This window comes from Candidatus Cloacimonas sp. (assembly GCA_035403355.1).
In the GTDB taxonomy this organism is placed as follows: Bacteria; Cloacimonadota; Cloacimonadia; order Cloacimonadales; family Cloacimonadaceae; genus Cloacimonas.
The window spans coordinates 83,316-96,395 of record DAONFA010000002.1 but is presented as its reverse complement, the minus strand read 5'-3'; the positions used below and the strand labels follow the sequence as shown (position 1 = coordinate 96,395).

Annotated in this window: 11 protein-coding genes and 1 pseudogene; 9 read left to right on the top strand and 3 right to left on the bottom strand. The window is 40.9% G+C overall.

Features of this window, described 5'->3' with window-relative positions; genetic code table 11:
* The first annotated feature begins 1 nt into the window (after position 1).
* The 9 genes and pseudogenes from PLE33_01015 (at position 2) to PLE33_00975 (ending at position 8,458) form a co-directional block, all read left to right on the top strand.
* Entirely contained in the window at positions 2-532 is a 531-nt protein-coding gene (locus PLE33_01015; GenBank protein HPS59828.1) for a biopolymer transporter ExbD, read from the top strand.
* An 11-nt stretch (positions 533-543) separates the two neighbouring features.
* On the top strand, positions 544-1,089 hold the full coding sequence (locus PLE33_01010; GenBank protein ID HPS59827.1) for a biopolymer transporter ExbD: 546 nt from the start codon (positions 544-546) through the stop codon (positions 1,087-1,089).
* A 12-nt stretch (positions 1,090-1,101) separates the two neighbouring features.
* Positions 1,102-2,544, top strand: a complete 1,443-nt coding sequence (locus PLE33_01005) for a hypothetical protein (GenBank protein HPS59826.1) — start codon at positions 1,102-1,104, stop codon at positions 2,542-2,544.
* A 953-nt stretch (positions 2,545-3,497) separates the two neighbouring features.
* Positions 3,498-4,022 (top strand): hypothetical protein, encoded by a 525-nt coding sequence (locus tag PLE33_01000; GenBank protein ID HPS59825.1) that lies wholly within the window; start codon positions 3,498-3,500, stop codon positions 4,020-4,022.
* Between the two features lie 145 nt (positions 4,023-4,167).
* Positions 4,168-4,581 (top strand): Rrf2 family transcriptional regulator, encoded by a 414-nt coding sequence (locus tag PLE33_00995; protein HPS59824.1) that lies wholly within the window; start codon positions 4,168-4,170, stop codon positions 4,579-4,581.
* A complete protein-coding gene (locus PLE33_00990) occupies positions 4,578-5,771 on the top strand; it encodes a cysteine desulfurase family protein (GenBank protein HPS59823.1) in 1,194 nt (397 codons plus the stop codon). The genes PLE33_00995 and PLE33_00990 overlap by 4 nt, the downstream gene beginning before the upstream one ends.
* 1 nt (position 5,772) lies before the next feature.
* Positions 5,773-6,135 (top strand): annotated as a pseudogene (locus PLE33_00985) (iron-sulfur cluster assembly scaffold protein).
* A 12-nt stretch (positions 6,136-6,147) separates the two neighbouring features.
* Positions 6,148-6,396 carry an iron-sulfur cluster assembly protein gene (locus PLE33_00980; GenBank protein HPS59822.1) on the top strand — a complete coding sequence of 83 codons (249 nt, stop codon included), beginning with the start codon at positions 6,148-6,150 and terminating at the stop codon, positions 6,394-6,396.
* Between the two features lie 88 nt (positions 6,397-6,484).
* Complete coding sequence (locus tag PLE33_00975; GenBank protein ID HPS59821.1) at positions 6,485-8,458, top strand: choice-of-anchor J domain-containing protein; 1,974 nt, start codon at positions 6,485-6,487, stop codon at positions 8,456-8,458.
* Positions 8,459-8,535: 77 nt separating this feature from the next.
* Here PLE33_00975 and PLE33_00970 read toward each other — a convergent pair whose 3' ends face one another.
* The 3 genes from PLE33_00970 to trxB are packed head-to-tail and all read right to left on the bottom strand — an operon-like array spanning position 8,536 to position 13,075.
* Positions 8,536-9,531: a glycosyltransferase family 9 protein gene (locus PLE33_00970; protein HPS59820.1), complete on the bottom strand. Its 996-nt coding sequence runs from the start codon at positions 9,529-9,531 to the stop codon at positions 8,536-8,538.
* Positions 9,532-12,132, bottom strand: coding sequence for an alanine--tRNA ligase (gene alaS, locus PLE33_00965; GenBank protein HPS59819.1), 2,601 nt, complete (start codon positions 12,130-12,132; stop codon positions 9,532-9,534). It lies immediately after the preceding gene.
* Between the two features lie 10 nt (positions 12,133-12,142).
* Entirely contained in the window at positions 12,143-13,075 is a 933-nt protein-coding gene (gene trxB, locus PLE33_00960; protein HPS59818.1) for a thioredoxin-disulfide reductase, read from the bottom strand.
* Between the last annotated feature and the right edge of the window lie 5 nt (positions 13,076-13,080).

Below are 13,080 nucleotides of genomic sequence, written 5' to 3'. Positions count from 1 at the left end.
TATGGGACAATACAGACCATCCGCAATGCGCCAACAAAAGTCGCAAACCGTGCCCCAGGAACCAAACCTGGTGCCGATTATGAATCTGTTTTTAACCATCATTCCGATGTTATTGATGATGGTGGCTATTTCACAGATCGCACTTTTGGCGCTGAATTTCTCGCAAGGGGATAGCGGTATTAGTTCTGGTCAAGGAGGTGGCGGAGGTAAAGGCGGACCTGCAACCGAAAAAGTTGAAGTCCATATCTTCGGGGTAGAATATGCTCAAAAGAATAATACTTCATTAGGTATGGAAATCCGCGAGCCGGGTGAAAAACCCAAGAATATCCCTGCTATTAATGAATATTATGATTATGTATCCCTGGACACCTCTCTGAAGGAAATTAGAAACCGCAGAGGAACTCTTAGTGATATCACTGTCCTTGCTTATCCTGATGTTCTCTACGGAGACCTGATGAAAACAATTGATATCTGCAAGAATAATGGCTTTACTCAGGTTCATTATACTGCACCAAAAGTTCAGTATTATTAAGGGAGGCACTTATGCAAATAGTAGATAAAATAAAATCTTCTGATAAGAGCCAGCGTAAGGTTCGCAGAAAGTTTGAAGATGCAAGAGGATTATCCATTACTTCTTTGCTGGATGAATTAACTATTATCTTGGTCTTCCTGGTGAAAAATATCTCTACGGAAGCTGTAAAAATTAGTGCCGAACCGGATTTAACTTATCCTACAACGATGACCAATGATAAGCTTTTGGAAAAGGCAGGTACAACTCCAATCAAAATCTTTCCAGATCGTGTTCTTGTAGGAACAGAAGCATTACAATACGGTTCACCGGCAGATTTGGTTACTGACCCCAAAAAGCGCGAAGCTCTTTTTACATATCTGAAAATGGAAGCGGATGATATTGTTACCCACCAAAAAGCAGAGACCTGTCTTCTGGTGCAAGCCGATTATTCTATCCCCTGTAATTATATAACTGAAATTGTCCGTGCTGCTACGGCAGCTGGCTACTCGTATGTTTATTTTGCTACGCTTCAGGATAATGATTGGCTTAAAAAATATAATGTCAGTTCCACTCATTAATAAGGAGGGATAATGTCCAAATTACTAAATTTAACCTTACATTATAAAGGCAAAGTGCTTGATCGGGTTCGGTATGGCAAAGATTTTAAGAGCAAGTTCTTTATCGGTTCCAGTAAATATCTCTTCTGGCAAATTCTGGATGAGTCATTCCCGGATAAGCACTTGTTCTTAACTAAAAAAGGGGATCAGCTTTACCTGCAATTGCCTCCGGGAGCAAAAATCAGTTGTTCTAAAGGGGGAAAACCGGTAGATAACTCCTTTCTGCAGAGTAATTATATCCTGCAGGAAAATAAACTTTTACTTGCTCCTGATATGACTGGAACTCTTTCCATTGCACCTGACTGGGAAATTTCCTACGAGTTCAAAGAGCCATATATAGCAGTTCTTACTCCGGAACAACAACAACTGGCAGCTCAATTTGCTCGCCGTCCTCAACCTACGGCTATTGAAAGATTCAACCGTAATTTGATTCTGCTGTTTATTTTGCTGACCGCTGTCTTTGTTATCATCTTTGACCTGTTTCTAAAAAAACAAATTACTTATGACACTACTCTGGAACAGAAAATTAAGACCGTTCAGAATGCAGAACGAATACAGGCAGAAGCATTAGCTAAACCCAGCACTTTTGAAGAAGCAGGCGAAGTTGCAGAACTCCCTCAAGAAACAGCCACCGGAAAAGAAACACAAGGTGTCGCCGGAGGAGTAGCGGGAGGAACAGGAACTGCAAAGTCAGCGGGTGCTATTTTTGGCAGTGGTATAGGTTCCTTTAATCCCAGCGCTACCTCACTTGCAAGACCAATTTATGCGGTTACTATTGCTGAAGGTTTTACAACATCTCGTGCAGGTGGAGGAGGTGGTGGTGGAACAGGACCCGGAGGTGGAGGTGCAGGATCAGGAATCGGAGGAGGTTACGGCACAAGCTTTAATCCCAATGCTCCCAGAACTTCAGCTGCCGAACTTGGTTCCGTTGCAACAAAAGCTCCAGGCAAAGCCGGTTCTGATATTAGACCTCAAGGAGTTGCTATTGCTAGTGCGAGAGGCGATCTAAGTAAATTAGAGCCCAGCGGTGTTGCCTTTGGACAAACTGCTCAAACATCTCAGTTAATTAGTAGTTACAAATCAAAAAATGTAACTAAGGTTACTGAAGAAACCATAGCACAAGCTCCTGCTTCAAGTAAAACAATGGTTACCACGGTTAGAGATATCGTTAATTCCAAGAAAGGGCAGATACAAGCTCTTTATAGTAAATGGAATGCTATTCAGCGTTGCAGCGGTAGCGTTACCATTCGTTTATTGATTAACTCTTCCGGAAAAGTGCAAGATGCAATAATTACCCCTAACGGTAGTTTCCCTAATGGCTTTTTAACCGAATTGGAGCAATTGTGTGAATCCTTTAGTTTTCCTATAACAGAAGAATTGGATTATACTTTCAAACATAGGTTAGGTTCGTTATAAACATATCTTTGTAACCAATAAATCTCAAAACCCTGCTTTGCGGCAGGGTTTTGTGCATTTTTGTCTCCTGCCGCATTACTTCTATTCTGTAAAGTCAACCTAATAATGATAAATGTTCCGTCTGACCTTATATACATTCAAATTGAGAAAATATAAAAGGAAAATACGGTTTAGCAGGTTGAGCAAGTTTTAAGGGTTGAGATACCTAAAAGCTCCTAAGGGGCTTTTGGGCAAAGGGCTGAGGGCGAAGAGATATTTTTCCGCATTTTACGAGGGGCTTACGCCACCATCGCTATTTTTGTGTCGCCTTTAGGGGCTTTTTTTATTCGGAAGAACGACGTCCTCGTCGTTCAAGCATAAGAAGGGGTTGACCAGGAGGTCAACCATCCGATCTTACCCTAAGGGGCTTTTTTTATTCGGAAGAACGACGTCCTCGTCGTTCAAGCATAAGAAGAGGTTGACCAGATGGTCAACATTGCGATGTCACCCTAAAGGGCTTTCAAGCATAGAGCAAAAGGCGAAGAGTTTGTTTTCCATCTTTTCCCAGTGTATCACTTTTCGCTTGCCAATTTGTACCATTTTTTATTGCCATCCCCACTTTTTATGTCTTTTCAAGCTGAAATGTATTTTATTTCCTGCCAAGTTGAATCTTTTATGCTTCTTTAGACCTTCTTTAACGACTCCTTAACAAAGTTAAAGTATCGTTAAAGGATCGTTAAAGAATCGTTAAAGAAGTGACCAGGCAATAAGTAGTTAAGCAAAGTCCCTTGTTATTTCTCCACAAGCAGGAATTTAGCTGTTATTGCTTTGTTGATAGTGCTTCCAATCCGAAAAGGAAAATGCGCTATCTCACCATCTCGCTATCTGATAAGTTCATCTATCTGCGAAATAAACATTGACAGTTTTCAGAAAATAAGAAATGTAAAAATATCGCTTTTCTCCAAGGAGGAAAAATGAAACGAATTCTACCTCTGCTGGTCTTATTACTATTACTGCTGTCCTGTTCGGATGAACCTACCAAGGTTACCATCCACGATGATAATCAGGATCAGGTAGCTCACTTAAGTCCTAACCCTGATTTGCTTGGAAATACCGAATTGTTCTTTATTCCTGGCACTATTCAGGGTTCGGCAATTTGGGTTATTAATGGTCCTGGAGCTAATGTAGGATTGGATATTCGGGATAAGGACAGTTCCAGTTTTATCTATTTTGCAGATAGTTATATCGGTTCGGGTGATAATACTGCACAAACCGGAACTCAGATACCCTGGAATAAATGGATGAAAGTTCGTCTGGTAGTTTATAAATCTGGTTTATCAGGTATCATAGTTAGTTTTATTCAGGCATTGGGATTGGATTTTTTTGATTCCCTGCAGGATTATATGATTGAACAGGTCTTTGAGAATGAGGTTTATTTAAGTGGTAACGGAACTCAACAGAAAACGCCTCCTAAATGTTATTACAAACTCAACAGGTAAATTTCTTTTCTTGTTTCGGGAGTTCCGGGAGTTCTTCTTATCTCAGATGGGTTTGCGCTTTTTTGCCGGAGAGCAAAAAAAGTGTTTGCTTTTAATCCATAGCAAATTAGTATGTATTAGAGAGAATAATTACCAGGAGTTCGTAATGGCAGTTAATACGCGCACGGAATATGCACTTAGAGCTTTATTGGAAATAGCGGATAGTTCCAGGGAAGCTGTTAGCGCTAAAAAAATTTGCCAGCGGCAAGCCCTTCCGAAAAAATACATAGAACATTTGCTGGCTGATTTGAAAGCGGCGAATCTTATTGTAAGCAGTTCCGGCGCAAAGGGTGGTTATTTCTTAAGCAGAAAGCCGACAGAGATTACTTTAGCGGATATTCTGAAGGCAGTAGATGACGATTCTTTAAACCCGAACTGTAATATTAATGCCAAGCGGTTTTGCCCTGAGGGACACTGTCCTTTGAGCAGTTTTTTCCGTGCCTTGGGAATTAAGATAGATGTAATACTAACTCAATATACTCTGGCAGAGATTTATAATGCCTGGAAAGGAGAAAAATGATGCAACCGGGAAGAATATACCTTGATAATTGTGTAACTACTTGTCCTGCTCCGGAAGTTTTAGCGGCAATGCAACCTTATTTTCAGGAAAAATTCTGGTTTCCGGGAACTTTTATCAGCACCGGGGAAAGCACTAATGATATGATTTCCCGTTCGCAACAGCTAATTGCTGATACCCTCGGTGCCAAACCTAATGAAATTCACTTCACTTCCGGAGGCACTTTAGCTAATAATATAGCTATTAAGGGTTTAGCTAATGCCTATAAACAACAGGGCAGACATATAATCGTTTCCGTTGTGGATTATCCTGATTTATTAACTAATGCTGCCTATTTGGAAAAAAACGGTTTTGAAGTAACTTATTTAAGCTCGGATAGCGAAGGTTTTATCTCTTTGGAGGAGCTGAAAAACGCTATCCGTAAAGATACTATTCTGTTTATGACCACATTTGTGAATCATACTGTAGGCATAATTCAACCGCTTTCCGAAATTAAAGCTATTTTAGATAGTGCCGATCATAAGATTTATTTCCATTTGGATGCAGGACAGGGCTACGGAAAAGTTCCTTTGAATGTAAAGGAATTGGGCATAGACACGATGTCTATCAGTGCTCATAAAATACACGGACCTCAAGGGATTGGGGCACTCTATCAAAAAACGGGAACAAAACTGGCGCAGTTAATTCATGGGGTTAAAAGAGTTGATAATTTGCAAACCGGAGGTTTAAGCATTGCTTTAATAGCTGGTTTTGCCAAGGCAGCAGAGCTTGTTTTCAATGATTTTGAAGGGAATGCCGCTTATTTGAGAGAGCTATCCAATTACCTTTTAGAAAAACTGGAGAAGGAAATCCCTTTTGTAGAATTAAACGGACCCCGAGGTGAAAAAAGAGCTCCCCACAATATCAATGTTTCAATTGATTTCATTGAAGGCGAGGCAATTACTATGATGCTGGATCAGAAAGGAATTACCGTTGCCACAGGAAGTGCTTGTGCTTCGGAAGGACTAAAAGCAAATTATATTTTAATGGCAATGGGAAAAACACATATCCAATCCCACGGTTCAATGAAATTTACTGTTTCCCGCTATACAACCAAAGCTGAATTGGACGAAACCGTCCGGGCTTTGGTAGAAATAACACAAGAGCTGCGAAATCGCAGTCCCCTTTATTTAGCAATGACTAAGGAGAAATAAAATGCAATATTCACAAAAGGTTTTAGACCACTTTATGCATCCGCATAATGTAGGCAAAATGGATAACCCGGATGCTGAAGCCACGGAAGGAAGTCCTGCCTGCGGAGATCAGGTAACCGTGTATCTGAAAGTTAATGATGAAACAAAGACCATTGAGGATATCAGCTTCCTGTCTTATGGCTGCGCTTCCAATATTGCCACCGCTTCAATAATTACCGATATGGCAAAAGGAAAAACCCTGGAAGAAGCAAAGAATATTACCTGGAAGGATGCAATGGATGCTTTGGATGGACTTCCCCCCGTGAAAGTGCATTGTAGCGTTTTAGCTGCCGATACATTACAATCGGCTATTTCCAATTATGAAATTGAACACGGTTTGAAAAAAGTTCCTGATTTCGGGAAGGCAACTATTGAAGAAGAGCTGAAAAAAATCATCTATCCGCAAGTGGGAGAAGATATTATCGCTCTTAAAATGGTGAAGTATATTGGCTTTCAAGATGGCGAAGTGACGATTGATCTGAATATAATGAAGTTTGATCAGTGGAGAGAAAATATAGCGGAAGAGATTCGGGAACACTTATTGAAATACCCGGAAGTGAAGAAAATAACGATAAACTTACCTTAGAAACTGATTACAGGGTAATGTGGAAAGCAGTAGTAAAATAAAGATGTCACTCATAAAAAGTGCTGAGGACTATTAGAAAGGATTGCAAATGCGTAAACTGGTAATATTAGCGTTTTTATTTTGTGTTTGTTTGCACGCAACGGTCATAACTATCGGTAACGAAAATCAGTTGAATAAAGGATTACCTATAGAGCCGATAGCACATTTCAGCTATTCGCAGCAATTGTATCTGCCTGAAGAAATAGGTTGTGCAGGAATGATTACTGCTGTTAGTTTTCAATACAATGTAAGCAGCAATGTATTTTTTAATGCCAATAAAACCTGGAAAATATGGATGGGGCATTCTCCGGTTGCTGCTATAACGAATTGGCTTCCGCTTAACAATATGCAGGTTGTTTATAATAATAATCTGCAGGAAACGGATTTTCTTAATGGCTTGCCGGGTAACGGATGGTTGGTTATTCAATTGGAAACCCCCTTTCTTTATAATGGCATTGATGCTTTGCTGTTAGCCGTGGATGAAAACAGCATCGGCTATGGCAGTAGTTCCGATGATTTTAGCTGTAGTTCCTGCCCCCTGAATTATGCTATTCAATATCAAAGTTCGCAGATAAATCCCGATCCATTATTGCCTCCGGAAAGCGGCTGGACTTTGAAAAACTTTCGCAGTAACCTGCAATTGACTATAGAGGCACAATATTACACACCTATTACGCCCAATCCAGCTAATGGGGACAGCAATATTTCTGTGGATACAACTTTATCCTGGACAAGTATCTGCAGCAGTTTTTCTCTCTTTTTGGGAACGCATCCGGATTCTTTACAGCAGGTTGTTAGCCAAACACCGCTAACATATTGGCAACCGGAAACTCCTTTTCAATTCAATAAGACCTATTACTGGAAAGTAAACGGTTACATCAATGACTGTGTTTATTCTTCTTTACTTTGGAACTTTACTACCATAGCGGAATACATCTCTCCCCCTCAGAATTTAAGCGGTTTTTATAATGGTTCTGCTGCCCAATTATCCTGGAGCGCTCCTATAACGAATAATCAAAGCTATTACAAGATTTACCGCAATGCCAGCTTCTATACATCTACCTTGGAGACCTTTTATTACGATAATAATGTGCAAGCAGGAGTAAGTTATTATTACTATGTAACCGCAGTAAATATTTCCGGCTCGGAAAGCACTCCTTCCAATGTAATTACTATTACTGTTCCGGCAGGAGGAGCGGAAAGGATATTGTTTCAGGGCTTTGAAAATTGCCCTTCTTTTTCCGGAACAATAGCCCGCTGGCAAAATTTGGATTTGGATTTGGCAGCCACTTCAGATTGGCAAAATGTAACTTATCCCAATGAGGGCAATGCTTCTGCCTGGATATGTTTTGAGCCCGCAAATACGATTCCTCCTTTAACAGAGCATCCTGCTTATGCAGGAAATAAAATGCTGGCTTCAATCTGTTCTATTCCACCCCCGAATAATGATTGGCTAATTTCACCTGTTATCTATTTGGGAACAGAATCCACTTTGCAATTTGCTGCCAGGTCTGCTTATGCCAATTTTGGACTGGAACGCCTGAGTGTCCTTATTTCCAATACCAACGACGAACCAGGGTCTTTTGTTCCTGTTCAGACGGATGCTTATCTTTCCGTGCCTGTGGAATGGACGGTTTATCAATACTCTTTATCTGCCTGGAATAATCAAAATGTGTATCTTGCCTGGCGTTGTCTTTCCGTGGATGCGATGGCTTTGTTTTTAGATAATATTGAAGTATATAGTCATAATGGCTATGTTGCCAATACCGATTTGCATCTCCCTCAGCCGGGTTTTTATTGCTATCCCAATCCTTCCAGGGATTTTTTTACTGTAGAAAGCAAAGCTGGCACTCTCTTTACTTTAGAGCTCTATAACCTGAAAGGGCAATGTCTGCATCGGGAAAAGGATATCCGCAATTGGCAAAGCTCACAGCTGCCAAGCAAGTTAGCCAACGGCATTTATTTTCTGCGGCTGGTTCAGGCGGGAAAAGTTGTTACCCTGAAGCAGGTTATTGTAAAATAAAGCCCTTTCTTGAATATAAGGGTTCTCTCTCAAGCAGGAAAACGGATAATTTGTAATAATATAACTGTTTAGGGAAATTACAAGCTCTTCAGGGCTTTTTTAAGTGCAGAATCAAGCAAAGCAGGACTAATAGCATTCATACAATTAAAATGCTGCAAAGGGCATTTTTCTCTGCCATGCAAAGAGCAAGGTTGGCAGGATAGTTCAGCGCAAAGAATAATGGCTTTCTTGTTCAGCGGTTTAAAACCTAAGCGGGGATGGGTTCCTCCGAAAATGGCAATTTGGGGTTTATGCAAAGACGCCCCCAAATGCATAGGTCCGGTATCGCCACTAATAATAATATCGCAGCAATTAAGTTCCGCCACAAGTTCCCGCAGAGACAATGTAGAGCATTTATTCCTGCAGTTTGGTAAACACTTTTGGGCAATAGAGGCACATATTTCCGCATCTGCTGGAGAGCCGAAAAGAAGGAAATTATATTGCGGATTGGAGTTTATCAGTTGTATCCAGTTAGCTGCCGGATAGCGTTTGGTAAAATGATTGGCACCCGGGAAGATAGCAATTTTTACTGCATCGGTATAAGTATTCTTTTGTTTGGCAGCCGGGGAATTTGGTAATTCCTTGCTACATATTTCATTTACCTGCAAACGAGGATAAGACCACGGTTCATTTATTCCCAGTTTCGTTAACGCAGAAGCATAGAGAGCAACCGTGCTTTCAATTCTTATCTTTTTATCTCCTTTCACAATCCGCTTTCTTTCCCGGCGTTGTTTATTGTAACGCACTTTTTGGGAAGCTCGTAAAAAAAGCATTAACAGAAAAGTGGAGAATTTACTATGTAAATCAAGAACAAGATCATATTTTCTTTTGCTCAGCCACAGATGAAACTTTAAGGTCTTTTGATAGACCAGAACATTAACTGGAGGAGCAAACATTTCCGGCAGTTCTTTAAATTCCTCTTTGCAGAGAAAATCAAGATGGCACTCGGGATATACTTTTTGCAAAATAGCACAGATTGGCTGAGTGAGAATAATATCGCCCAATGAAGAGAGACGCAGGATAAGAATATTCATTTAGATGGAACTAATGAAATCAGTCACATTTTCCAGCACGGAAGCCAGTTTAGTAATGTCTTTTCCGCCAGCCATAGCAATATCAGGTTTACCACCGCCTTTTCCATCTAATTCCATAGCCAGTTTAGCTACAATCTTTCCTGCGTTATATTTAGGAATAAGATCAGTGCTTACAACGCAAAGAATATTCAGTTTATCCATATATAGATTAAACAGCACAGCAATTGTGCCCTGCATTCGGGCTTTTAATTGTTCCGCAATTTGTTTCAGTTCTGCGGGATTGGTAAAATTCGTTTGGGTTTTAATCAGTGAATAATTTTCCTGTTTAGTTGCATTATTCAGCAGTTCCTGAACAATTTTTTCGTTTTCTTTCGCTTGTGCGGTTTTAATTTCTTTTTCCAGCTCGGCGATTTGTTCCAGGGTTGCTTCCAATTTGGTTTCCAGGTTTTTCAAGGGAGAATTCAGCAGCGTGGCAATTCGGCTAAGTTTATCCTGCAAATCCTGAACCCATTTTAGGGCAGAAATACCGGTAATTGCTTCAATGCGTCTAATTCCTGCAGCAGAAGAGCTTTCGGAAATAATTTTGAATAAACCGATTTCCCCGGTTGCAGAAATATGAGTTCCGCCACAAAGTTCTTGCGAAAAATCCTGAACGCTTACAACCCTCACCCGTTCACTGTATTTTTCGCCGAAGAGAGCCATCGCACCTTCTTTTTTAGCATCCTCAATATTTTTAACGGTGGTGCTAACTTTCCTGTTATCCAAAACTATTTGATTAACAATATCTTCCACCTTTCTTAGTTCTTCCAAAGTTAAGCTCCTGAAATGGGCAAAATCAAAACGCAGATAATCCGGGTGCACTAAAGAGCCCTTTTGCACAGTATGCTCGCCTAAAACTTCTCTCAGTGCTTTATGCAAAAGGTGGGTAGCTGTATGATTGCGGGCTATACTTTTGCGCCTGGCAATGTCAATTTCAGCGGTAACGGGGGCATTATTCAGCATTCCTCTTGTCAGGTTTCCATAGTGAAGATAATAATCATCCATTTTACGCACATCGGTTATTTCCACTTCAAAGGCAGCATTATATATTTTTCCTGTGTCTGATACCTGTCCACCGGATTCTGCATAGAAAGGTGTTTGGGCAAGTTGGATCAGAATTAAACCCTTTTCCTGAACGGCATAGCGTTGGATATATGACTGCACAGCAGTTTCCGTGTAACCGACAAAGGCAGTAGCAGTTACAGGAGAAAGTTCAATCCACTCCTCATTATTAACGGAGAGGGTAAATTTACTGGCTTTGCGAGCGCGTTCTTTTTGGTTTTGCATTTCCTTTTCAAAGCCCGCATAGTCAATCTTCAAGCCCTTTTCGGCAGCTAAAATAGCGGTGAGATCCAACGGAAAGCCATAAGTATCATATAAAGTGAAGGCATCGGCACCGGAAATAACCTCTCCTTGCAGCTTTTGCGTTATTTCCGTAAATTTTTCCAAACCGGTATCCAAGGTCTTATTAAAGCGTTCTTCTTCCGCTTTAATCACCATTTTAAGATAATCCTCTTTACCGTTCAGTTCACTGAAATGATGCCCCATTTGCTCAATTACCAGCGGCACCAGCAAATGCAGGAAGGGCTCTGCAAAACCGAGCAAACGACCATACCTGGCAGCTCTTCTTAAAATTCTGCGGAGAACATAACCCCTTCCCTCGTTGGAAGGAAAACCGCCGTCTGCCAAAGCAAAACAGAGACAGCGAAGGTGGTCGGCAATAACTCTGTGCGGCATTCCCGTTTCCTGAGTGTAGGCAACTCCGGATAGTTCCTCAATTTTATTTATAAGCGGCATAAAGAGGTCGGTTTCATAGTTACTGTTTTTATCCTGTAAAACCTGGGTTAATCGCTCAAAACCAGCTCCGGTATCTACAAATTTGTTTTTTAGCGGAGAAAGTGTCTTATCTGCTTGGCGGTTATATTGAATAAAAACCAAATTCCACAATTCTATATACCGTGAGCAAATACCATTGATTTCACAAATATGCCCCGGCACATTTTGCATCGTGCAATGCGAGATACCTCTATCAATATGAATTTCCGAACAGGGACCGCAGGGTCCTGTTTCTCCCATTTCCCAAAAGTTATCTTTATCATCAAAGTAGCTAATATGCGTGGCATCAATATCCGTTTCCTTTTGCCAGAGCTCAAAAGCTTCGCTATCGGTTTTATAGACAGTGGCATAGAGCTTATCTTTCGGAATTTTCCAGACCTCAGTCAGCAGTTCCCAAGCCCAGGTAATTGCCTCTTTTTTATAGTAGTCACCGAAACTCCAGTTACCGAGCATTTCAAAAAAGGTGTGATGATAGCCGTCTTTGCCAACTTCTTCCAGGTCATTATGTTTACCCCCGGCACGAATACATTTTTGGCTATTAACCACTCTTTTATGTGTTATCTCCTTCTGTCCCAGGAAGATACTTTTGAATTGATTCATTCCCGCATTGGCAAAAAGCAGGGTATTATCATTTTCCGGAATCACAGATGAAGAAGGAACAAAAGTATGCCCTTTGCTGATAAAAAAATCAATGAACTGCTGGCGTATTTCTTTACTGCTTAACACATTAAATCCTTTATTCCGGTTTCAGGGAAGAGTAGTTTTCCGTAATCCATTTTTCGGCGCTCCAACCGGCTATTGCTCCATCGGAAGTAGCGGTTACCACTTGGCGTAAAACTTTTTTCCGGATGTCCCCCGCGGCATAAATTCCCGGTAAATTGGTATGCATAAAATCATCGGTTATTACAAAACCGGCGCTATCCAATTCAATACGAGATTCCAGCAACTTATTATTAGGTAAAATTCCCACATAGATAAAAACGCCATCAACAGGAATTACGCTTAGGGAATTGGTTTTCCTGTTGTAAACCTCCAATTCCTGAACTCTATTTTCCCCGCGAATTTCTTGAACTACACTGTTCCAGACGAATTCCATTTTAGGATTTTGAAAAGCTCTTTCCTGAATTATTTTTTGGGCTCTAAGCTCGTCACGACGGTGAATAACGATTACTTTTTGGGCAAAATGAGTTAAAAAAATCCCTTCTTCAATAGCCGAATCACCGCCACCAATAACGGCTACAATTTTATCTCTATATAGGGCACCATCGCAGGTAGCACAATAGGAAACACCGTGACCGGTGAACTTTTCTTCCCCGGGAACATTAAGTCGCCTTGGATAAGCTCCCGTGCAAAAAATCACTGCCTTGGTACGATATTTATTTTCCGTGGTCTCAATGATTTTGCATAGCCCTTCCATTCCCAGAGCTGTTACTTCTTCATCCTTAAATTCCGCTCCAAAATGCTCTGCCTGACGGTGCATTCTATCCGTCAGTTCATATCCGGTTATGGCTTCGGCAAGACCAGGATAATTTTCCACTATTTCCGTAACATTTATCTGACCGCCAATAAGCCCTCTTTCAAACACCGCGGTCTTTAAGCCGCTACGCGCACTGTAAATAGCAGCACTTAAACCGGCAGGTCCGGCTCCAATGATTATTACATCATACATTATGT

Excerpts from the sequence above, each read along its gene's own strand:
- PLE33_01010 (HPS59827.1), top strand. The coding sequence starts at position 544 with ATGCAAATAGTAGATAAAATAAAATCTTCTGATAAGAGCCAGCGTAAG.
- PLE33_00995 (HPS59824.1), top strand. The coding sequence starts at position 4,168 with ATGGCAGTTAATACGCGCACGGAATATGCACTTAGAGCTTTATTGGAA.
- PLE33_01005 (HPS59826.1), top strand. The coding sequence starts at position 1,102 with ATGTCCAAATTACTAAATTTAACCTTACATTATAAAGGCAAAGTGCTT.
- PLE33_00990 (HPS59823.1), top strand. The coding sequence starts at position 4,578 with ATGATGCAACCGGGAAGAATATACCTTGATAATTGTGTAACTACTTGT.
- PLE33_00975 (HPS59821.1), top strand. The coding sequence starts at position 6,485 with ATGCGTAAACTGGTAATATTAGCGTTTTTATTTTGTGTTTGTTTGCAC.
- trxB (HPS59818.1), bottom strand. The coding sequence starts at position 13,075 with ATGTATGATGTAATAATCATTGGAGCCGGACCTGCCGGTTTAAGTGCT.
- PLE33_00970 (HPS59820.1), bottom strand. The coding sequence starts at position 9,531 with ATGAATATTCTTATCCTGCGTCTCTCTTCATTGGGCGATATTATTCTC.
- PLE33_01015 (HPS59828.1), top strand. The coding sequence starts at position 2 with ATGGGACAATACAGACCATCCGCAATGCGCCAACAAAAGTCGCAAACC.
- PLE33_01000 (HPS59825.1), top strand. The coding sequence starts at position 3,498 with ATGAAACGAATTCTACCTCTGCTGGTCTTATTACTATTACTGCTGTCC.